Source organism: Barnesiella intestinihominis YIT 11860 (genome assembly GCF_000296465.1).
GTDB lineage: Bacteria > Bacteroidota > Bacteroidia > Bacteroidales > Barnesiellaceae > Barnesiella > Barnesiella intestinihominis.
In genome coordinates, this window is the sequence record NZ_JH815203.1 from 786,311 (window position 1) to 808,105 (window position 21,795).

The 21,795-nt window shown below is 45.5% G+C and carries 16 protein-coding genes; 6 read left to right on the plus strand and 10 right to left on the minus strand.

What is annotated here, in order from left to right:
• Position 1: 1 nt before the first annotated feature.
• Entirely contained in the window at positions 2-3,862 is a 3,861-nt protein-coding gene (locus HMPREF9448_RS03250) for a T9SS type A sorting domain-containing protein (protein WP_008861162.1), read from the plus strand.
• 131 nt (positions 3,863-3,993) lie between these two features.
• On the opposite strand, the gene HMPREF9448_RS14590 is transcribed toward HMPREF9448_RS03250, so the two are convergent.
• Positions 3,994-4,404, minus strand: coding sequence for a hypothetical protein (locus HMPREF9448_RS14590; RefSeq protein ID WP_008861163.1), 411 nt, complete (start codon positions 4,402-4,404; stop codon positions 3,994-3,996).
• A 148-nt stretch (positions 4,405-4,552) separates the two neighbouring features.
• Between HMPREF9448_RS14590 and HMPREF9448_RS03260 the strand changes: the two genes are divergently transcribed.
• Both HMPREF9448_RS03260 and HMPREF9448_RS03265 read left to right on the plus strand, forming a co-directional pair.
• Positions 4,553-5,047: an outer membrane protein gene (locus tag HMPREF9448_RS03260; RefSeq protein ID WP_040295844.1), complete on the plus strand. Its 495-nt coding sequence runs from the start codon at positions 4,553-4,555 to the stop codon at positions 5,045-5,047.
• 6 nt (positions 5,048-5,053) lie between these two features.
• The gene (locus tag HMPREF9448_RS03265) at positions 5,054-6,202 is read left to right on the plus strand and encodes a glycosyltransferase family protein (protein WP_008861165.1); all 1,149 of its coding nucleotides are present in this window, start codon (positions 5,054-5,056) and stop codon (positions 6,200-6,202) included.
• Between the two features lie 540 nt (positions 6,203-6,742).
• On the opposite strand, the gene HMPREF9448_RS03270 is transcribed toward HMPREF9448_RS03265, so the two are convergent.
• Complete coding sequence (locus tag HMPREF9448_RS03270; RefSeq protein WP_008861166.1) at positions 6,743-7,246, minus strand: RNA polymerase sigma factor; 504 nt, start codon at positions 7,244-7,246, stop codon at positions 6,743-6,745.
• Positions 7,247-7,528: 282 nt separating this feature from the next.
• Here HMPREF9448_RS03270 and HMPREF9448_RS03275 point away from each other — a divergent pair, with 282 nt between their 5' ends.
• The 3 genes from HMPREF9448_RS03275 to HMPREF9448_RS03285 are packed head-to-tail and all read left to right on the plus strand — an operon-like array spanning position 7,529 to position 10,976.
• Positions 7,529-8,893 carry an NfeD family protein gene (locus HMPREF9448_RS03275; RefSeq protein WP_008861167.1) on the plus strand — a complete coding sequence of 455 codons (1,365 nt, stop codon included), beginning with the start codon at positions 7,529-7,531 and terminating at the stop codon, positions 8,891-8,893.
• Positions 8,894-8,916: 23 nt separating this feature from the next.
• Complete coding sequence (gene kdsB, locus HMPREF9448_RS03280) at positions 8,917-9,657, plus strand: 3-deoxy-manno-octulosonate cytidylyltransferase (RefSeq protein ID WP_008861168.1); 741 nt, start codon at positions 8,917-8,919, stop codon at positions 9,655-9,657.
• Between the two features lie 5 nt (positions 9,658-9,662).
• On the plus strand, positions 9,663-10,976 hold the full coding sequence (locus HMPREF9448_RS03285) for a M16 family metallopeptidase (protein WP_008861169.1): 1,314 nt from the start codon (positions 9,663-9,665) through the stop codon (positions 10,974-10,976).
• A gap of 880 nt (positions 10,977-11,856) precedes the next feature.
• Here HMPREF9448_RS03285 and HMPREF9448_RS03300 read toward each other — a convergent pair.
• The 8 genes from HMPREF9448_RS03300 to HMPREF9448_RS03345 form a co-directional block, all read right to left on the minus strand.
• On the minus strand, positions 11,857-12,063 hold the full coding sequence (locus HMPREF9448_RS03300; RefSeq protein ID WP_008861170.1) for a hypothetical protein: 207 nt from the start codon (positions 12,061-12,063) through the stop codon (positions 11,857-11,859).
• A gap of 111 nt (positions 12,064-12,174) precedes the next feature.
• The gene (locus HMPREF9448_RS03305) at positions 12,175-12,657 is read right to left on the minus strand and encodes a ferritin (RefSeq protein ID WP_008861171.1); all 483 of its coding nucleotides are present in this window, start codon (positions 12,655-12,657) and stop codon (positions 12,175-12,177) included.
• A gap of 1,026 nt (positions 12,658-13,683) precedes the next feature.
• The gene (locus HMPREF9448_RS03315; protein ID WP_008861172.1) at positions 13,684-14,694 is read right to left on the minus strand and encodes a GGGtGRT protein; all 1,011 of its coding nucleotides are present in this window, start codon (positions 14,692-14,694) and stop codon (positions 13,684-13,686) included.
• 18 nt (positions 14,695-14,712) lie between these two features.
• The gene (locus tag HMPREF9448_RS03320; protein ID WP_008861173.1) at positions 14,713-15,414 is read right to left on the minus strand and encodes an iron-sulfur cluster assembly scaffold protein; all 702 of its coding nucleotides are present in this window, start codon (positions 15,412-15,414) and stop codon (positions 14,713-14,715) included.
• A gap of 123 nt (positions 15,415-15,537) precedes the next feature.
• Positions 15,538-17,355 carry a MutS family DNA mismatch repair protein gene (locus tag HMPREF9448_RS03325; RefSeq protein ID WP_008861174.1) on the minus strand — a complete coding sequence of 606 codons (1,818 nt, stop codon included), beginning with the start codon at positions 17,353-17,355 and terminating at the stop codon, positions 15,538-15,540.
• Between the two features lie 22 nt (positions 17,356-17,377).
• On the minus strand, positions 17,378-19,558 hold the full coding sequence (locus HMPREF9448_RS03330) for a hypothetical protein (RefSeq protein ID WP_040295848.1): 2,181 nt from the start codon (positions 19,556-19,558) through the stop codon (positions 17,378-17,380).
• Positions 19,555-19,857: a RyR domain-containing protein gene (locus tag HMPREF9448_RS03335; protein WP_157260323.1), complete on the minus strand. Its 303-nt coding sequence runs from the start codon at positions 19,855-19,857 to the stop codon at positions 19,555-19,557. The genes HMPREF9448_RS03330 and HMPREF9448_RS03335 overlap by 4 nt, the downstream gene beginning before the upstream one ends.
• Before the next feature lie 539 nt (positions 19,858-20,396).
• Positions 20,397-21,626 (minus strand): hypothetical protein, encoded by a 1,230-nt coding sequence (locus HMPREF9448_RS03345; protein ID WP_157260324.1) that lies wholly within the window; start codon positions 21,624-21,626, stop codon positions 20,397-20,399.
• Positions 21,627-21,795 lie beyond the last annotated feature (169 nt).

Here is a 21,795-nt window from a genome sequence, read left to right on the forward strand (position 1 = left end):
CATGAAACTCAATAAACTTCTATCGATATGCTTAGGAATAACGTTAGCATTTTCGGTAAGTGCAAACGATCTAAGCGAGGCCAGAATATATATTAATCCGGGGCACGGCGGTTGGGGGCCTAACGACCGGCCGATGGCAACGATCAACTATGCTCAAATGGATACTCTCGGATTCTTCGAAACAAATACGAACTTGATAAAAGGAATGGCCCTAAGGGAAGAACTCGTAAAAGCCGGAGCCGGATATGTGAGAATGTCGCGCACGGTAAACGGTGTTGTATCGGCCGATGATGAACACAAAACCGAAAACGACAAATACATCGAGACTCAGCCCGGAGAAAGTGGAACTCAACAGTTAGTTACCCTATCGGTGATTTGTCAAGATGTAGAGGCCAACAATATGGATTATTTCATTTCGATCCATAGTAACGCTGCAACGGAGGGGAGCAGTACGAATTATCCACTGATTCTCTATCGAGGGACCGATTCGGAATCGGGAAACGGATTGACAAACGCCCGCGATATGGCTCGTGCCGCATGGCCATATGTCAACAAGAATGAGGTTACCTATAAATCCTATTATACCGGCGAAAACGACAACAACAGCCGGGGCGACATATCTTTCTATGGTAGCTCGTCCTCAAACAGCATGGGATATACCGGTTATCTCGGTGTTTTGAAACACGGGTGTGACGGCTTCCTTTGTGAAGGCTGTTTCCACACCTATCAACCCGAACGCCAAAGACTTCTCAACAAAGACTACTGCAAACAAGAAGGTATGCGATATGCTCGGGCCATACGTGCATGGTTCAACGACGATAGCGAAACTACCGGCTGCATTATGGGGACTGTTAAAGATAAATATAACACTCTCGAACACGACCTCTATAAATACAAAATCAATTCGATCGATTCCTATGCTCCCTTGAACAACGTAACTGTTATTCTTCAAAACGAGAACGGTGAAGAAGTAGGCCGATATACAACCGATAAAGAATATAATGGATTATTCGTATTTACCGATTTGACTCCCGGAAACTACAATCTGGTATTCGACATCGAGGGATTCTGGAAAGAAACCGAACCAATCGAAGTCATCGTCAATGAAACGGCATTCATTAATAAAAGGCTGACCGATTTGGAACATGAAGAACCCTCTGATGAAGAAATAGAAGAGGAAGTGCTTGATTATCCACACCCCGACCAAGACGGAGATATTGCAGCAGCGGCATATTACAATCTCTCCAAAGAAACAGAAATTACCGACATCGAAGCCTTGAATGGACTTACCGTACGTCGGGCAATACTGCGAGACAACAAATATTATGTATTGGCAGTAGATGAAAATAAAATTCCTAAACTCTTGGTTCTAAATCCAGCAACCGGAGAACTCATTAAAGAAATGAGTACCGAAGGTCTTGTAACCGAAGGTTATAACGGGAAAGAATTACCCTATATACTATCCGATATCGCCTTTACTATCGACGGCGTGCTTATTGGGACAAACTCGACGGTCATCGGCAAAGAAGGCAATGCGTATCAAACCGGAGACTTTTACGTATATAAATGGCAGGGAAGTGAAACGACCTCGTTAGAAGATTCAGCCCCGGTTGTCGTCGCTACATTACAAACGAATACAAGTGCCAGCCTCGCAGCCGCCGGAAATAACAACTCCAACTATATAGCCAACACCATCGCTGTAAGCGGCACGATCGACGATTTCCAACTGTATTTCGACTCCCATGCCGGAAACGCTTGGAATACGGCATACGGTATCAGATATGTATGTTGGAACATTAAAAACGGAGAAGTGGCCGGATTCCAGAAAAACGATACGGACTTCGACGAAAGTCAAATCGGAGAAAAAGCCCATATCACACTCTCGCCCTTAGCAAAAAGTAGATTGATCATAGACGGTACACTCACGGCCCCAAGAGAATTTTTAATGGACTGGATGAGCGATCAGGGAATCATGCTAGCCGATTTCTCGGATAACATTCCGGTAGAGTCATACGGAGCGAATTATTTCCGTTACGCCGATAAAATTTATATGAGCGCACCCATTTGTGAAAGTCAAGGAGATGGAAATTATTCTTATAAAGTTCGTTTATACGACATTACGAATGGAATAGATCAAGCCCAAAACATCGGAGATACCGAATCTTTCATCTCCACTACGGGACTTTCTCCAATGACAAGTATAGGAATCGTAGATAATTCCGATATAGATATATACCTGTTGGCTGGAAACAAAATCGTAAAATACACGACCAAAGGCATGGAGCAATCCGAATCTCCCGCCCGTATATTTGCATACAGTTTATCCTATGACGAAACAGAAGACGGATATACTATCAACTTCAACTTAAACGAGGATGCCACATCTGTAAACTTGATATTGAATAATCCAGAAACAGGCGAAGCTGTTCAAACGATTGCATTAGGAGCGCTACCAAAAGGAGCGAATCAGACTACTATATCCAGAGCCGATCTTCCTGCCGAAAAGCTGAATTGGAGTATTCAAGCCATCGCCGGAAACGTCACGAAATTTACGAAAATATCCGACGACAGTCCTCTATACCAGTACTACTCACCATACGGTGTCGCCATCGATAAATCACCTGAAAGCGACTACTTCGGACGTATCTATATAACGAACACTGCTGCCGGAACAGTAAGTGCAGGAAATCCTTCACAAGCCCAAACCTCGACAGTGGGTGTGTATGTACTCGGTGCAGACATAAGCGATATCACTCAACAAGGCTCCACAGCTTATAGCGGAACCATATCTTGGAGCGGAGAAACCGGTATGGGTCCGAGAAAAGCAGCCGTAGCATCAGATGGACGAGTATTCCTATGCGACGCCAGCACGAACAACGCAGGTATTTACCTGATGAACCCCGAAACCTTTGATATTTCTTCTATATTTACAGGAGCTACAAATTCGAATGGCAGCCTAATGATAGGAGGCAAATATGTATGCGGCCAAATAACAGCCGTAGGTATTCGAGGAGAAGGTGCTACAACTCAACTTTATGCCATAGATAAAACGGCTTCGGGTTCATCTTGGAAAAAATTTATCAACGTCTATAACATCGGCGAATCGAATACATGGACAACTGCGCCCAACGAATCGAAAGCCGCCAGTAGTTACGTGGGCAACGACAACAGCAGTATCGTACCCGTTTCTACCGGATATTGGGCCGCACAATACAGAGGTGGCGGAAGCAACTCTCCCGCAAATCCATGTATGTTCTATTACAGCGATCAATACCAAGATGCCGTATTTAATACAGCCGAGCCCAACATCATCGGTGAGTCGTCCCAAAACGGAGCTCTCGCCGTCAATGAAAAAGAACAGCTTATAGCCCTTAGCGTAAATGGCGGAGTGGCCGTGTACTCCTACAAGATGAAAGAGGGAATACCTTCTGTCACGGAAAAATTCCGAAAAGAAATTGCCGAAATGGGCGGTTATGTTAATGATTTCGAATTCGACTATGCCGGGAACTTATATGCGGTATCCAATGCCGGTGAAAGATTAGCCGTATGGGCTATGCCTACCAGTGACAACAGTTGTGTGACACCCGCAAAGAAATCATTGGTATTGAACAATATATATACAGGCATAGAAAATGCAGTAAGCATTTCACGTATATCGCCCAACCCCACGACGGGAATCATTACGATATCTGCTCAAAATACAATCGAAACGGTCGAAATATATAATATAGCCGGTTCTCTGGTAATGAGACAAGCCCATGTAGGTACGACAACTATTTCTCTCGACCTTTCCGATCTTGCTGGCGGTATGTATTTTGTAAAAGTGAACGATGGTAAAGCCGTGAAAGTCATCAAAAAATAAAATGCTAAATTATCCCAACTCATCTTTTTGAATTATAAAGATATAGTCCTACACAAAATCCCCCGCCTTGAAAAAGAGCGGGGGATTTATACATTTCTGTTAATTACGATCACTACTTTTATTACCCATTTTTATTTCTCTCGCCTCAAAAAGAAAAACCTAGCAGCAGGCCCCATCTTACATTTGAAACTCCCCCATAAGTTCATACGTGTCTGGTTCATAGCCAAAACGGAAAAACAAAGAGAACACACCGAGCAAACGAAAAATATCAGACCCGTAGTAGAAAGGATATCGCCCAATCCCACCAACAGAGAAACGATACCTCCAAAAGCAAAACCTGCTGCTCCGAACAACGCAGAGGCCGTTCCCGAATTGGCTCGCTCACAATCCATGTCCAAAGTCGTAGAAGCTGTAAAAGTCAATCCCATAGAAAAAAGCAACACAAACAGCACAGCCTCATATACAACAAAACGATATTCATTACTAAGGATTACAAACTCTACCGCAATTTCAAACTCCCCGTACGAAAATCCTCTCTTCAAAAATTAAAACAATTTCTAATATCTTCTTAACAATAAGGACTATATCAAAAACATTTTTCACATTTAAAGCCATACTATCCTAAAAATAACTTCATCGACTACATATTAACAGAAAGATACCGTATATTTGTCCCTCAAACTTTTGGATATGAAAAAAATAATAGGACTTTTTATATTCATGGGGCTGCTTTCCGCCACCACCGTCCAAGCACAAAATTACAATACGAAGTGCTTAGGCATATCAGCCGGATACATGTTCGATACAGAAAACGTACAAGCAGGAGTTTTCATGCATCTCCCCTTTGCAAAAAACTGGCGAGTAGTGCCGTCGGTCAACTACACATTCTCGCACCACGACCTCAACGAATGGGAAATCAACGGGAACATTCATTACCTCATTCCTTTCGCCGGTCGATTCTCGGTATATCCCTTAGCCGGTATCGCGTTTCAAAGTTGGAGGGGAAATGCGTTACAAAACGATAAAGAACTCTCCAATACCCGAAATAAATTCGGAATAAACGCCGGAGCCGGATTCGAAATGAACATCTCTCGCCACCTAAACCTACATATAGAGGGAAAATATATTTTCATAAACGACTTCAATCAGGCTAATATCTCCATTGGTCTCGGATACAAATTCTAATTTCCCATGAGTTTGTCTCCGTCTCCCTCCCGACGTTTCCATGTCGTTTCTCTGCAAGTCCCTTTTCCACCGGACTATGGAGGAGTTATCGATATTTACTATAAGTTGAAAGCGTTAAAAAATATGGGCTACGAGACATGGCTACACACATTCCAATACGACCGGAGTAGAGCCGAACAACTGAACGAAGTAGCCGCCAGAGTCTCTTACTATCCGCGCCACCGGTCTGTTATCCGCCAGCTTTCGCATATCCCTTATATTGTTTCCAGTCGCCATTGTTCAAAACTTCTCGACGATCTGCTTTCCGACAATGCCCCCATACTGTTCGAAGGTCTGCATTGCTGCGCCTTTCTATCCGACAAACGGCTGAAAGACCGTGTCAAATTAGTCCGAATGCACAACATCGAGCACGAATATTACAAAGAATTATTCCGCAAGACATCAGGGTGGAAAAAATTCTACTACGAACTCGAAGCTGTCAAATTGGAAAAATACGAAAAGATACTCCTGCATGCCGATGCCATTTTAGCGATCTCCGAGAGCGACCGCTGTTATTTCTCGTCGAGATACCCGCAAATTCCGGTGTCGCTGCTTCCCGCCTTTCACGCATACACCGAAGTAGCCCCTGCCGACCCGAAGGAGAACTATATCCTTTATCACGGAAACCTTTCGGTCGAAGAGAACATCGAAGCCGCCGAATACCTGTTACGGCAAGTCGTCCCGCTCACACAAGGCACATCATGGATATTCGCCGGAAAAAATCCCCCGGAAACACTCGTTCGGCTGGTCGAACGGACACCCGGCGCACAACTCATCGCCAATCCCTCGGAAGAACAAATGAACCACCTTATTGAAAAAGCGGCAGCCAACCTGCTCGTCACATTCCAACCCACGGGATTAAAACTGAAACTATTGAATGCCCTCTTTCACGGAGGACACTGTATCGTAAACAGCAAAATGCTATTCGGCACAGGCTTGGACAAAGCCTGCCTCATTGCCGATACACCTCAGGCTATGGCTCGCGCTGTCGAAACCGCCTTAAACGAACCTTTCGACCAAGCCAAACGCACCGAACGAATACAGCTGCTGAAAGCGTACGATAATGAAAAGAATATCCATATCCTCTCCGATCTTCTCGAAGAGAAACTCAGGTAAATCACAAATAAACAATCAGCGAACCCCTCTCCGCAGAACAAAGTTCTGTGGGTCTCCCCTATTGCTAACACAACTTCCCGTAAGGCTACGGGACACGGCAGGGGAGAAGGGCTAATACCTTCGATAACGAGAACAGAGTGAGGCATATCTCTCTCCCTCTGTGTTCCTGAAAGGAATATAGGGGGAGTGCCCGCAGGACGAGGGGGTTGAAAAGAATATCAAAAATAACATGTCAATCCTCCCCCTGCCGATAGGGAAAGTACCCGTAGAAAAAAGAAGGAGTGAAAATAAACGGTAAAGCTAAAATACTGAACACCAACGCCCTCCTCCCTTGCCATGTCCCGCAGCATTGCGGGGTGTTTTTGCAACGCAAAATATAGGGGAGGTGTCCGAAGGACGGAGGGGTTAAAGAAAAAGACAAAAAAGTATGGCTATTCCGCCTTTCCCGGAAAATCCAAAGCCCTCATAAATCATATAGGATTTATGAGGGCTTTCTATGAGGAACACTTCGAATGAGCCTAAAAACAATTCGGCTATACTTTATTTATAATCTTTCAGCATCTCCTGCAAACGTTGACGGGCAAAAAAGATTCGGCTTTTTACCGTGCCCAAAGGCAAATCCATTTTTTCGGCAATCTCGTGATATTTATACCCTGCCACATGCATAGAAAACGGTATCCGATACTCCTCGCTGAAACTATTGATAGCCGTTGTAATCTCCTTCACCGTAAAAGAACCTTCCGGCGACGCGAATCCCGAGTCTTGGGGCAAGTTCAAGTGATACAGATCTTCTGTCTGGTCTATAATAGTTTGGTTCCGTACAACCCTGCGATAATTATTGATAAAAATATTTCGCATGATGGTAAACACCCAACCTTTGAAATTGACATTGTCGATATATTTATCTTCGTTGTCGAGAGCTTTAAGAGTCGTATCTTGAAGCAAATCTTTCGCTTCTTCCCGGTTTGCGGTAAGCATATAAGCGAAGTTTAGCAAATTGTCTTGGAGACCTAACAATCTATCTTGAAATTTTAGAGAGTTCATAATTGAAAATTTTGATGATTTTGTAATTCTTGTTTACTACTTATACTACTACTTTGTATTACGAAAATGCATCGAAAATCTACTCATACTAACTACTACAATCTGAAATTTCTACATTCTCCTAAACGTCTTCGAAACATTCAGCTATTTCAAAGGGGCTCAAAAAAAATCTGTTTTCGCAAAATACAATCCCATAATATTGTTCTGATTATTTTTTATTTACTTTGTAACATATTTCTTATCTTTTTTAATTGTGCTTCTTAATATTAAACACATAGGTTCATGAAAAAGTTTCACAAATATATCTTTTTTCTCATATTATTTTTCCAGTATTTTGTATCGAACTCACAAAACACTGTTTATCAAATAGATATAACCAAAGAAATCGGGAGTACGACTTGGCGATATTTAAGAGCCGGTTTACACCAAGCCCAAGAACAAAATGCAAAAGCCGTCATACTACGGCTGAACACCTACGGGGGAACTGTCGTTCACGCCGATTCCATGAGAACGGCTATACTCAATGCACCCATTCCCGTCTATGCTTTCGTCGACAACAATGCCGCATCGGCAGGAGCACTCATCGCCATAGCCTGCGACAGTATCTATATGCGCAGCAGCGCAAGCATGGGAGCCACTACGGTAGTCAATGAAACCGGAGCCGCCATGCCCGACAAATACCAGTCATACATGCGGGCGACCATGCGGGCGACGGCCGAGTCACACGGAAAAGACGAATCGGGAAACTGGCGGCGCAATCCGCTCATAGCCGAAGCTATGGTCGACGAAAGAGTAATCGTCCCCAATCTTTGCGATTCGGGCAAAGTACTCACCCTTACGGCAAACGAGGCCATCGCCCAAAAATATTGCGAAGGCATAGTCGATAACGTTGACGAGATCATTTCGCAAAAACTCCGGTACGAGACTTATACTTTACAAGAATTCAAACCCTCGCTCTTCGACGATATCGCCGGTTTTCTCACTCACCCCGCCTTTCAGGCTCTCATGGTAACGCTCATATTCGGCGGTATCTTCATGGAACTGAAAACACCGGGCATAGGATTGCCCTCGGCCATTGCCTGTACCGCAGCCGTACTTTATTTCACTCCGCTTTACATCGACGGATTAGCCGCAAATTGGGAAATACTGCTTTTCGTCATCGGCATCATTCTGCTCATTTTCGAATTTCTCGTTATCCCCGGCTTCGGTATAGCCGGCATTTCGGGCTCCATTCTGATATTAGGAGCACTCATTTTGGCATTAGTCGGGAATGTCAATTTCGATTTCGACTTCGTATCTGCCGCCGACATCAGCAAAGGAATAATAACTGTCATCTCGGGAGTCATTATTTCCGTAGCTTTACTCTTTTGGTTTTTCCAAAAAATCGGCAGTAAAGGCCCACTCGGACGTTTAGCCCTTCAAGCGGATCAAGCCACAGAAAAAGGATACATCGGAGTTCCCTCCGAATTACAAGAATATATCGGAAAAGAAGGACTCGCGGCAACCATACTCCGACCCTCCGGGAAAGTAACCATCGGCGACAGACAGTTCGACGCCGTAGCCCTTCACGGATACATCGAAAAAGGAGCGGGTATAAAAGTTGTCAAATACGAAAACGCGCAGCTTTATGTGATCGAAATCAAATAAAAAAACGTTATAAGAAATTCAATATGAAATTCATCGGTATTATTCCGGCTCGCTACGCCTCTACCCGATTCCCCGGGAAACCGCTGGCCGACATGAAAGGGAAATATATGATTCAACGGGTCTACGAGCAAGTCCGCAAAATCCTCGACAATGTATGTGTCGCCACTGACGACGACCGAATATTCAACGCCGTGGAATCTTTCGGCGGGAACGTTGTCATGACATCGGCCGAACACCGTAGTGGAACAGATCGTTGCTTCGAAGCCTACAATCGTCTGGGCGGAAACGAAGACGTAATCATCAACATTCAAGGAGACGAACCATTTATCAAACCCGAACAGATCGAGAGCCTCATCGCTTGCTTCGATTCGCCTCAAACCCAGATAGCGACCCTCGTGCGCCCCTTCGAGGCAACCGAAGGTTACGAGGCCCTCGCCAATCCCAACTCTCCGAAGGTCATTCTCAACGACAAAAACGAAGCACTCTATTTCAGCCGTTCGATAATTCCCTATATGAGAAATATATCCCCCGAACAATGGCCCGATAAACACGTTTACTACAAACACATCGGCATGTATGGATACAGAGCCGACATATTGTCCCAGATCACCCGGCTGCCCCAGTCGTCGCTCGAAATCGCCGAATCGCTCGAACAACTCCGGTGGCTGCAAAACGGCTATACGATTAAAGTGGGCATCACCACACAAGAAACAATCGGTATAGATACCCCCGATGATTTACAAAAAGCACTCACTCTACTCTGAAAATTATGACGTTAGACCGAACAACGACTCCGCCTGTCGGAACATTTCCGCCCCTATCCCTGCCCGCACCCGGCATCCATGCTTTATCGAACGGCATCGAAATCATCGCTTGTAATCGAGGTGACGAAGACGTGTGCCGCATAGACCTTATGTTCGAAGGAGGTTACTATACCGAACAGAAACCGGGTACAGCCGCCCTCACCCTGTTGATGCTCAAAGAAGGCGCTGCGGGCAAAAGCTCGGAAGAGATAGCCGAATCATTCGACTACCACGGAGCATGGTTGCAAACCTCCGCATCGAGTCACTATCTCTATGTCACGCTCTACACGCTCAATCGGCATCTCGACACCTGCCTATCTCTACTGGCAGACATCGTTATACGGCCCGATTTCCCGGAAAAAGAATTCACCCGGCTCAAAGAACGGCGTCTCCAACAACTGCTCGTTCAGAAAGAAAAAGTAGACGTCCTCGCCTCCGAGACTTTTCTCTCTATGATTTTCGGGGACAAGCACCCTTACGGACGGGCTGTCACCCCCGACCATATAAACCATATCACAACCGAAGACCTCCGAGACTACCATCGGCAGCACATCGCTCCCGGGAAATGTCGTATCTTCATCGCCGGAAAAATCACCGGGAAACTTCTCGATAATTTGGAACTCCACTTCGGCCACACATGGAATGTACCCTCTGTCGATTCTGCGATAATCCCCGCTTTCCCCATACATCGTACCGAAAATCCGATAATAGTCACCCACAAAGAAAACGCCCTCCAATCCGGAATCCGAATGGGACTGCCGGTCATCGGCCGGGAAAACCCCGATTTCTTCGCCCTGAAACTGCTCTGCACTATACTCGGCGGATATTTCGGCAGCAGACTCATGTCCAACATACGGGAAGAAAAGGGCTATACCTATGGCATATCTTCCTCTATCGCCGCCATGCGATACGGAAGCTATTTAACCATATCAACCCAAACCGGAACCGAATTCACCCGCCCGCTCATCGACGAAGTCTTCGTCGAAATAGATCGACTCAGAAACGAGCCCGTCCCGACCGACGAGTTCATCACCGTACAAAACTACCTGAGAGGAGACATGGCTCGTACCCTCGACTCCCCCTTTTCCATAGCGGACTACTACCTTTCATTGAAAGCCAACGATCTCCCAGTCGAATATTTTGCGCAGCAAGACGAAGCCATACGGCAACTGTCACCCGGCGATCTACTATCGGCAGCACAAAAATATCTCGTCCCCTCACAATTCTACATAGCCGTCGCCGGAGACAAGAACAAAATTCCCCCGCTCTCCCTACCTTGACAAATTCTTTCTCCTCTACCACGCCCCCTATTGTTACTCGACACCCCAATGCTACGGGGGGGCAGAGGAGGTAGCACGTAGTGACGGAAGGGTTGAAAACGGCATCTCATTAGCCGGTTTATATTGGACATTTAACCCCCTCGCCCGATGGGCACTCCCCCTATACCGCTACGCGGCACAGGGGGAGAGAGCTAAAATGCGCTTCAAATATTTTAAACTCCTCCATTGCCGTGCCCCGTAGCTTTATGGGGTATTTCTGTTTCACTATCGGAGACATTTAAAACTCCTCCCCTGTGTGACGCCAGCCATATAGGGGAGGTGGCACGTAGTGACGGAGGGGTTGAAAACAGCCTCTCATCAGCCGGTTTATATTGATCATTTAACCCCCTCGCCCGATGGGCACTCCCCCTATACCACTGCGCGGCACAGGGGGAGAGGTTGAAAAGTGTCGCTTCGAAAATTTTAAACTCCTCCATTGCCGTGCCCCGTAGCTTTATGGGGTATTTCTGTTTCACTATCGGAGACATTTAAAACTCCTCCCCTGTGTGACGCCAGCCATATAGGGGAGGTGGCACGTAGTGACGGAGGGGTTGAAAACAGCCTCTCATCAGCCGGTTTATATTGATCATTTAACCCCCTCGCCCGATGGGCACTCCCCCTATACCACTGCGCGGCACAGGGGGAGAGGTTGAAAAGTGTCGCTTCGAAAATTTTAAACTCCTCCATTGCCGTGCCCCGTAGCTTTATGGGGTATTTCTGTTTCACTATCGGAGACATTTAAAACTCCTCCCCTGTGTGACGCCAGCCATATAGGGGAGGTGGCACGTAGTGACGGAGGGGTTGAAAACAGCCCCTCATCAACCGATTCATATCGGACAAATCACATTTTCACCATACGTTTGGGGGACCCGCTCCAAGAGCAACCCATACAATAAACTGTTTCAAGATCGAAACCATCGAGAGTCTCGCCCTCTTTGCGGGCAACGACTACCCCTCCATCGGTCACATACACCGCCCTACGCTCCCCCTTACCGTTCTTCACATACATCGAAGACACCTTACACTGCGGACAAAGCAATTTTCTCATCGTACAAATAGTTTACCCAATCGATACCGAATATACAAAAAAAGAACCTCGGAAAAAACAATTCTTCCAAAGTCCCTTTTTCAATCACTTATAAGAAATAATCCTTGACAATTACCTCTCACCCAGTTTCTCGTCCATATACAAAATACTGGCTTCGTCTTTACAACGTTTCAACTTCTCGACAATGCCCAAAGCCGTGGCCTCTTCTTCTACCTGCTCGCGCACATAGCCCCAGAGAAAATCTTGCGAAGCCTTATCCTTTTCGGAAGAAGCGACATTTACCAACTCGTCGATAAGAGAAGATACATGGCACTCGTGTTTATAAACATTTTCAAAAGCATCGAGCACACTCTCCCATTCCTGAGGAACGACATCTATCTTATCTACTTTGGCTACACCGCCGCGCTTCGATACATAATCGGCCAAGTCGTAAGCATGCTCCAACTCTTCCTGAGACTGTTTTCTCATCCAATTGGCAAATCCGTCATATCCCAATTTTTTGAAATAAAACGACATCGATAAATAAAGATTCGACGACCACATTTCAGCCGCAATCTGAACGTTAATGGCTTCTTGTAATTTCTGTGAAATCATAATGGTTTATTTTTTATATGTTAATACTCATTTTCATTACATATCGATAATATACAAAAATTATACCATCACATAATAATAAGACTTTATCATAACCTAAAAATAAAAACCAAGACAATACAACCTCTTTAATGACATAATTGCAGAATCATTTTGTCCGAATTTGACATTCTTCGAGACAGATTATAGAATACCAAAATACATAGAATGCAACTACCAATAATCCTATAATAAAGCCAGCAAGAACCCACGATTTGACAGTAGAGTCGACACGTAGCGCATCATCGTATCTACGGCTATCGAAGTAATTATTTATTTCAAGGTATAAAGCAACGCTCGCCCGGATTTTGTCATTGAGATTCTTGCAGGTTTTGTTTCAGCCCCTTCGCCCTACGGGCACTCCCTCCTATATCGATTGTTGCGATACAGAGGGAAAGGATTAAATGTGTTGCTTTGAACGGTCTTTTTATCTTTTCGGTTCTTTGTGAGTATTCCCCCCTTCTCCCCTGCCGTGTCCCGTAGCCTTACGGGAAGTTGCGCAGCAATATAGGGGAGAGACAGAGGAGCGGCAGCGACGAAGAGAGGGGTTAAAAAAGAAGCACATAGGATTTTTTTGTAGAACTAACCCCCTCGCCCGATGGGCACTCCCCCTATACCGCTATGCGGCACAGGGGGAGAGGTTTGAAAGTGTCGCTTCAAATATTTTAAACTCCTCCATTGCCGTGCCCCGTAGCTTTATGGAGTATTTCTGTTTTCACTATCGGAGACATTTAAAACTCCTCCCCTGTGTTTTGTAATGCAAAATATAGGGGAGGTGGCATGTAGTGACGGAGGGGTTAAAAACAGCCTCTCATCTGCCGATTTATATTGGACATTTAACCTCTTCTCTTATCCGCTAAAAGAACATTTCCGGCTAAAATACTCCGGCCTATGGGAGAAAACGAAAAAGGAAAACATCGGGGAGAAAACAAAAAGCACCTGCGACCAAACGGCCACAGATGCTTATACATAATAAGATACAAATGATTACTTACTCAAAGCCTGAGCTACATCGACAGCACAAGCCACGGTGCAACCCACCATAGGGTTATTACCGATACCGAGGAATCCCATCATTTCTACGTGAGCAGGAACTGACGAAGACCCGGCAAACTGAGCATCGCTGTGCATACGACCCATTGTATCGGTCATACCGTAAGAAGCAGGACCGGCAGCCATGTTGTCGGGGTGCAAAGTACGACCCGTACCGCCACCGGAAGCTACCGAGAAATATTTCTTACCCTTCTCTACGCACTCTTTCTTGTAAGTACCGGCTACGGGGTGTTGGAAACGGGTAGGGTTCGTAGAGTTACCCGTGATAGATACGTCTACACCTTCGTGCCACATGATAGCCACGCCTTCGCGCACATCATCGGCTCCATAACATTTTACTTTGGCACGTTCACCTTTGGAATAAGCTATTTCACGAACTACCTTCAACTCGCCCGTATAATAGTCGAATTGTGTTTGAACGTAGGTAAATCCATTGATACGCGAAATGATTTGAGCAGCATCTTTACCCAGACCGTTCAAAATACAACGCAAAGGTTCCTTGCGCACTTTATCGGCCTTAGCGGCAATTTTGATAGCGCCCTCGGCTGCGGCGAACGACTCGTGGCCGGCAAGGAATGCAAAACATTTCGTCTCTTCGCGAAGCAAACGAGCGGCCAAATTTCCATGTCCGAGACCCACTTTGCGGTCATCGGCTACCGAACCGGGAATACAGAACGACTGCAAACCGATACCGATAGCTTCGGCTGCATCAGCAGCATTCTTACAACCTTTCTTCAAAGCGATAGCAGCACCTACCACGTAAGCCCATTTTGCATTCTCGAAACAAATAGGTTGTGTCTCTTCACAAGTTTTATAAGGATCGAGTCCATAAGATTCGCAGATAGCGTTAGCCTCTTCAATATCTTTAATACCGTTAGCGTTCAAAGCGGCAAGAATTTGCTTGATACGACGGTCTTGACTTTCAAATTTCACTTCTCTAATCATAGTAACTTCCTCCTTATTTTATTCGTGACGGGGATCTATATATTTCACTGCACCGGCCTCTTTGGTGAAACGTCCGTAAGTTCCGGTTACCTTCTTCAATGCCTCGTTGGCATCGGTTCCTTTCTTGATTTCGTCCATGAATTTACCCATGTGAACAAATTCATATCCGCAGATTTCATCGTTTTCATCAAGAGCAAGAGTTTTTATATAACCCTCTGCCATTTCAAGATAACGAGGACCTTTGGCCAATGTACCGTACAACGTACCTACTTGGCTGCGCAATCCTTTACCGAGGTCTTCGAGACCTGCACCGATCATCAAACCGCCTTCCGAGAAAGCCGATTGAGTACGCCCGTAAACGATTTGCAGGAATAACTCGCGCATAGCCGTATTGATGGCATCACAAACGAGGTCGGTATTCAGAGCTTCCAAAATAGTTTTACCCGGAAGGATTTCCGATGCCATAGCGGCCGAGTGGGTCATACCCGAACAACCGATAGTCTCTACCAATGCCTCTTGAATAACACCGTTCTTTACATTCAACGTCAGTTTACATGCACCCTGTTGAGGAGCACACCAACCGATACCATGAGTCAAGCCCGAAATATCAATCACTTCTTTTGCCTTCACCCATTTTCCCTCTTCGGGGATAGGAGCCGGTCCGTGATTAGGACCTTTCTTTACAACACACATGTGTTCTACTTCGTGTGAATAAACCATAATTCGCTCTTTTTATTTGATGAGTATTTTTACGCTCTTTTCAGCGTTGCAAAGATAATTTTTTTTCTTTATGTAAGCAATAGCAAATTTATTTGTAACGGCTCAAAATAATTATATCGCCATTCAATCGTTTTCAGAAGAGTCAGAGGGAATAATACCCATTTTTCTCATGAGAAAACAGGCGTTCATATTTTCGGCTATACCCGGCTGTAACCGATAAGAAAAAGTAAGTTCGTCTCCTTGTATAGCTGCCTCGAAGCGATAATTGCCGACTTTTCCGGGCAGACTATCGGCAAGTTTGCCCAAAGCCAAATCATGAGTAGCGATAATTCCCGTTGCTCCGGCCCCGACCAACTGACGGATAAGAGCAAGCGAACCGGTCTGCTTATCGACCGAGTTGGTTCCCCGCAGTATCTCGTCGAGAATAATAAATAATTTCTCCCCACGACGTAAACGCAAAACGATTTGCTGCAAACGTTTCAATTCGGCAAAAAAGTAAGACTCGTTATCGGCAAGAGAATCAGAGGCCCGCAATCCGGTAAACAAAGGCAACGGAGTAAAAGTCATGCTATCGGCACAAACGGGAGCGCCCATGCAGCCGAGTAAATAATTGATTCCGATAGTCCTCAAAAACGTACTCTTCCCGGCCATATTGGCTCCGGTGATAATCTGGAAAGAAGCCTCGTTCATGGGCGCAACATCGTTACAGACGCGCTTCTCTCTCGGGATAAGCGGGTGTCCCAGAGCTTCGGCCTGCATAACCGGGGTGCGATCTTCCCGTATATCGGGAAATACATAGTCGGGGTGATTGTATCGAAAAGTTCCTAACGAGACATATACGTCGAACCGCGACAATACATCTATCCATTGCGTTATTTTTTCACGATTGTCACACAGCCATCGGTCGAGCGCGTTGATTTGCCGCAAATCCCAAAGCAGAAATCCGTTCAACAAGGCGAATCCTACGAAATTGTAGCGTTGGTCGAGATTGCTGAGCAAATGCCGTAAACGGGACACCCTCTGCGAGACAGAGCCGTTGCTGTCAACACACCGGCTTTGTAACTCACTCAATGGCTTGCACCGGAATCGCGTCCGCTCCATCATCTCGAACAGACGTGAATAACGAGAAAGCGATTGAAGCGTCCGGTTGAGCTGTTCTTGTATGCGGGTTACCCGTTTGGCAAATAGACCGGACAAAACCAACAAAAAAATGAAAACCGCCACGATCACATTCCCTGCGACCATTCCCGTTAACCATAAAGCGAATAAGGCAAGATAAACCGCAGGAACCGCATAAACCAGCCAACGCACAATCCGCCCCGTTCCGAACCGAGGCATTCCGGCAAGCCGTTCGATAGCCTCGGTATCTACCCGGCTCTCTCCCGAACAGCCCCCGTATGATTGAAAATCTATCCTGAAATCCGTATGGCAGGACATTTCCTCGACAGCCTCCTGCCTCTCCCGAATAGACGCAGTTTTCAAATCGGGGTGAAGCAACTCCCGGGACAACGCGACTCGCCCTACTGTCGTCGCTGTGCGATTGATATAGGCGAAGAAGGACCTCTCGCCGAAAAGGTCGAGGTCGAAGCTATAATCATGGGAAGGGTCGATGAATTCACTGCCCCCGTCGATTCCGTCGAAACGATATTCCAACAAGGACAATTCCCTATGAATAATCCGGTCCCGACAATCGACAAATTCTTTTTTCCGAAACCAGCGATCGTGCACCTGGGCCAACGACAGGAACAGAACGATTCCTATCAATACGGTTGTGCCCCACACCTCTACACCCTCATTTCTAAACAAATACACGATCAATGTCGCAACAACGACTACCGAAAGACGAAGAAAAGCAATGATACGAATATACATTTTTATCCGCTCCGTTTCCCGGCTGTTAGCTTGAAGTCGGGAACGGTAATCTCGCAGGACTTTTTCCATAATCACCAATGACAAAAAATGATTATACCCTCCACAAATATTTCATAATCAATCGATCGTAATCCTTAACCGATTCGCTCAATGCTTCATACGGTTTGATATAAGTATGGGCAAAAGATTCACGCTCTATCTTTCTTTTCCGTTCCTTGCCCAATCGTTGTATCTCCTCGTCTTCTCCGGAAGTTGTAGGACGATACCCCATAATCAGTTTCTCCATATTCCAACGATTGTGTTCCACTTCTGCCATCATCTCGATCAAAGCAGTATCTTCATCGAGATTTTCAGGTTCCGATTTTCCGAAACTTCTTCGCTTGGAAGGAATAGAGTGGGCATTGTAAACATTCGACCAACGATGCACGGTAGACAATTCTTCCCACAATGCCCTTGCCTCGATATCGTTCAATGTTTGCGGGAAAGGCTGTTCGGGAGTTATTTTATGATAAATAAAGTTTATCCGCCGTACCCGTTTCATGCAATCGTCGTCTATGTCATAGCACTCGTCCAACATGCCGAACGCCCTCAATTTACCGTATTGATGAGCTTTTCGTATCAATTCGATGGTCGAGCAGGAAACATTCTGACGCACGAGTATCGAATGAGCCTTTTCATACACGAGCCGAGGCATATAAAGTGCCGTAGCGATACTCTTTTGAGGAATTTCGAAACAGATAGCGATAGTCAACAACCGTCCGTCTTCCTCCTCTGCCCAATGTTGTAGCAACTCTTGTATCGGACGGCTCTCGACAGAACCTTTGATAAATTCAAACTCTATGTCGGTAAACTTATCATCGGTATTCGGGTTGGCATAACTCTTAGCTGGCTCTACCGTATCGATAACTCGATAGTCGCACATGTCGAACAAAGAGTTGTATCTGCCCCGCAACCGATCGAACTCGGTGTCGGCATTCATGTCGATAAAAGAGATTCGAGTCCGTTTACTCCGGTCTCGAAGGAAATTGGGATAATGGGCGATATGAGCGGCTTTCACCCCCATGGCGATTCCCATGCTGGTCATTCCCACAATGACGAGATGGACGTATCGGTTGCTGTCATAACCGATTCCGTCACCGTCGATAGGTACATAACGTATGACTTCCGAACCTTTGTCATGCGGAGTATACAGGCCTCGCACCAACACCTTCTCCGCCCAAGTTTCATAAAAATTAAACGGCAGAAAATCGATAAGCCTTTCGCTCAATCGATTGAAAGTCAGCATTAATTTCAATAATTTTTCATTCTCCGCACCGTCTTTATATTTTTTTTGGAAATGCACCAGCCATTGCTTCTCAGTCTTCTTCGGAAGTTGGAATATAGATTCTATATCATACCGTTGAAATACGGCAAAGGTCGATTGAGCTTCGAAAAGCACATTACATTTTTTACAACGGCCCTGTATTTGCGCTACCAACATACGCAGCTCCTCTATATCCCGGGGCTCTTTTCCTATTGCGTTCTTTTCCCGCAAAATCCTATTAATGAGAGCCGCACATTCGATATTGATCGAGTCATGATCGGTTTCATTCTCCTCGCCCAACAAAAATATCTCCTTGCAATCCGGCAAATACAGTTTCTCCAAATCTTCCCGCGAATCGCGGCCCCCGTGCAAAATTATCGTACGACGGTCGATAGAGGCATCAAGTTTGGACAACAACTCGTGACGGGCAGAATCGACGCTACCCGAAGTCTGAATGACAAACAAATAAGGCGTATGATCCGACTGTTCGGCCACACTCTTTTGATACAACTGTTTGATAAGCCCGATAGCCATCTTATCGAACCCTATAATCACATAATGATTCCTAAATTTATAGCCTATCTGACCCTCCCTCGCACGCTCTACCCGGCGGTCGATAATATTCGAGAAAATAGAGATGAGCAAACCGCCCATCAGTGCAGACCCGGTGATCGAAATAAGGAATGCAAGGAATCGATTCCATGTCCCTTCGACGACATACTGATTGCCGGGATCGGCAAAATGATAATAGACATCAACAAAAATATTACGTGGGTCGTTCTCCTTAATAGTAAGAATACTGCCTGTAAGCCATTCGATTACGATGAACAAAAGAATAGCAGCAACGATAACACCCAGTAAAAAAAGCAATTGCCATTTGATACCCGATGACAAAATCCGGTCTATACCGATAACCGGGTGTCTGAAAAAATCCTTCATCGCCCCGAAAAATTCTTTTAGTCTTTTCATCTCTTCTTCACAATATCGAATCCCAACGCTTGTATCAGTTTAAGCGTCCCTATCGCTGTGTTGCGATCGTAATCCTTTTCTATTTCGGGTAATTCCTCATAAGGCACGAGACAGGGATGCGTCTTCTTCTCATCGTCCCGTCGCGCTCCGTAAGTCCACCCTTCGGACAAACGAGATTGCGACCATACCTCATGAACATTTTTCGCCATTACCTCGACCAACTCCATAAGTTCCTCCGGTAGTTTTTCCCGGCTGGTATCCGTCGGAGCCGGAATATACTTTTCGCGTTTCATCGTCATACTGTATTATCCAAGTTATTTTCCCCAAAGATAGCATAAGGCGAGTACAGGACAAAACGAACATGCAAAATACTTTCGGTCCCCACCTGCAAAACCTCATGATAACATCACAAAACTCCTCCTCTGCCGTGCCCCGTAGCATTACGGGGTGTTTTGTAACGCAAAATATAGGGGGAGGTGGCACGCAGTGACGGAGGGATTAGTTCTAAAAAATCCTATATGCCTCTTTCTAACCCCTCTCTTCGTCTCCACCGCTCCTCTGTCTCTCCTCTATACCGCTTCGCAACACAAGGGTGAAGGGGAAAGCTTTCTCGCCTTACCGGCAAAATTACACGATAAAAGAGTGTCGCAAAACTCCTCCTCTGCCGTGCCCCATAGCATTACGGGGTGTTTTGCAACGCAAAATATAGGGGAGGTGGCACGTAGTGACGGAGGGGTTAGTTCTACAAAAATTCTGGTAAAGATTATCTATCTTATGGGAAAAATCGGGGGCTTCCTTTTACCCACCTTTTCTTTTGCAGAAAAGAAGCAACAATAATCTACCTCACATCTAATGTACGCCGCATCACAAAATGCTCGTCGAGTTCTTCGGTTTTGAGGTACAGCTCCACTTCGTAACGCCCGGCTGGGAATGGGCTTGTTATACCGTTCGGACCTTCCAGCCTCATGGAACTGGATACTTCGAAATCTTGTTGAAAAATATCTTTCGAGTCCGGTTCATTAGTGACTGCATCTTGAACACTGGTATAAACTAAGTTACCCTCCATATAGAACTTGAATATCAATTTCAATGAATGTCCTTTTTCAAGCGAGCGCCACTGGAATCCGGCTAATAGCCTTTTGTATGTATTGGCTTTGAAAGATTTCTGTTCAATGATTTTTCCCTCGTAGATGTGCAATGCGCAATCATAAGTAACCCATTGTTGCACTTCTTCATCGGTATTGTAAAAATGAAGCACCAATGCCAAAGGTTCTATCCAGCCTCGCTGCTTAGGCGATTTCACGACCTCGAATCGCCCACGACCCATTTCTCGATTCTTATAGTAAAGAGTGTAAGTATGAGTGCCGGGAGCATAAGAAGTACCGGAATCGGAGCCCCAGCCACATATTTGCAACCATTGGGATCCATCTCGGGGATTGAGTGTGACTGTGTGGTCGAACGCTTTGATTTTGCCTGTCCTTTCATTCTTGATCTCCACATGGTAAGTAACCTTGCGCACAACGTCCGAATAGCAGGTACATCGGCAACGCATTTGCATATACTTGGGCTCCACGAAGTTGCCTGTATTCCAATCATCGATCACTTCACCATTGCCGTTGATATTACGAAATTCAAGGTTCGAGACAATATGAATCCAACCCATGCTTTCCCAAATGTCTTCCAACGGAGCTATTTCGAGCGGAGCACTGATAACCACATGATCTTCTTCATCAAGAATATCGAACCGCCATGTACCGACCGCAGTGAAATGGTCTCGCTTTTCCGACCCCCACCACGGAAATTGCGCCGACATGTTCTCAACGGGTTTTAACGGGGCATCGAAGTCGTAGGTATGAGTTTTGCCGCTTGGTTCGGTAATGCGTACTTTTATCTTGACGGTGCGGTCGATGCGCGATGTCATCTTCACCACAGGCATAATATAGCGAGAGTCGGTATAGTGTTTGCTACTTGGCCGGGTATCGCGTTTGCCGTCTTTACCCACTTCGCAAAATTCGAGCGAATGGATTTCGTACCCGCGATCTTTCTTGAACAAATCGAATAATCCCATAGATATCGAGACAAGGTTAATGTGACAATATGCGAATTTATAAAATGTCATAAAATTTGCCAAACTATCTGAGGAAAATTTATAGTGACCCATTTTTCGCATGATACCCAAATACGCAAAAATCAAAGACTGGAAGGGATTCAAAAATTATTTCTCGAAGATACATTTC

What these genes read in the sequence shown, in the direction of transcription:
- HMPREF9448_RS03325 (WP_008861174.1), bottom strand. Translation starts at nt 17,355, where the DNA reads ATGGAAAAAGTCCTGCGAGATTACCGTTCCCGACTTCAAGCTAACAGC.
- HMPREF9448_RS03250 (WP_008861162.1), top strand. Translation starts at nt 2, where the DNA reads ATGAAACTCAATAAACTTCTATCGATATGCTTAGGAATAACGTTAGCA.
- HMPREF9448_RS03270 (WP_008861166.1), bottom strand. Translation starts at nt 7,246, where the DNA reads ATGAACTCTCTAAAATTTCAAGATAGATTGTTAGGTCTCCAAGACAAT.
- HMPREF9448_RS03260 (WP_040295844.1), top strand. Translation starts at nt 4,553, where the DNA reads ATGAAAAAAATAATAGGACTTTTTATATTCATGGGGCTGCTTTCCGCC.
- HMPREF9448_RS03315 (WP_008861172.1), bottom strand. Translation starts at nt 14,694, where the DNA reads ATGATTAGAGAAGTGAAATTTGAAAGTCAAGACCGTCGTATCAAGCAA.
- HMPREF9448_RS03335 (WP_157260323.1), bottom strand. Translation starts at nt 19,857, where the DNA reads ATGACGATGAAACGCGAAAAGTATATTCCGGCTCCGACGGATACCAGC.
- HMPREF9448_RS03300 (WP_008861170.1), bottom strand. Translation starts at nt 12,063, where the DNA reads ATGAGAAAATTGCTTTGTCCGCAGTGTAAGGTGTCTTCGATGTATGTG.
- HMPREF9448_RS03265 (WP_008861165.1), top strand. Translation starts at nt 5,054, where the DNA reads ATGAGTTTGTCTCCGTCTCCCTCCCGACGTTTCCATGTCGTTTCTCTG.
- HMPREF9448_RS03275 (WP_008861167.1), top strand. Translation starts at nt 7,529, where the DNA reads ATGAAAAAGTTTCACAAATATATCTTTTTTCTCATATTATTTTTCCAG.
- HMPREF9448_RS03320 (WP_008861173.1), bottom strand. Translation starts at nt 15,414, where the DNA reads ATGGTTTATTCACACGAAGTAGAACACATGTGTGTTGTAAAGAAAGGT.
- HMPREF9448_RS03330 (WP_040295848.1), bottom strand. Translation starts at nt 19,558, where the DNA reads ATGAAAAGACTAAAAGAATTTTTCGGGGCGATGAAGGATTTTTTCAGA.
- HMPREF9448_RS03285 (WP_008861169.1), top strand. Translation starts at nt 9,663, where the DNA reads ATGACGTTAGACCGAACAACGACTCCGCCTGTCGGAACATTTCCGCCC.
- kdsB (WP_008861168.1), top strand. Translation starts at nt 8,917, where the DNA reads ATGAAATTCATCGGTATTATTCCGGCTCGCTACGCCTCTACCCGATTC.
- HMPREF9448_RS03345 (WP_157260324.1), bottom strand. Translation starts at nt 21,626, where the DNA reads ATGGGATTATTCGATTTGTTCAAGAAAGATCGCGGGTACGAAATCCAT.
- HMPREF9448_RS03305 (WP_008861171.1), bottom strand. Translation starts at nt 12,657, where the DNA reads ATGATTTCACAGAAATTACAAGAAGCCATTAACGTTCAGATTGCGGCT.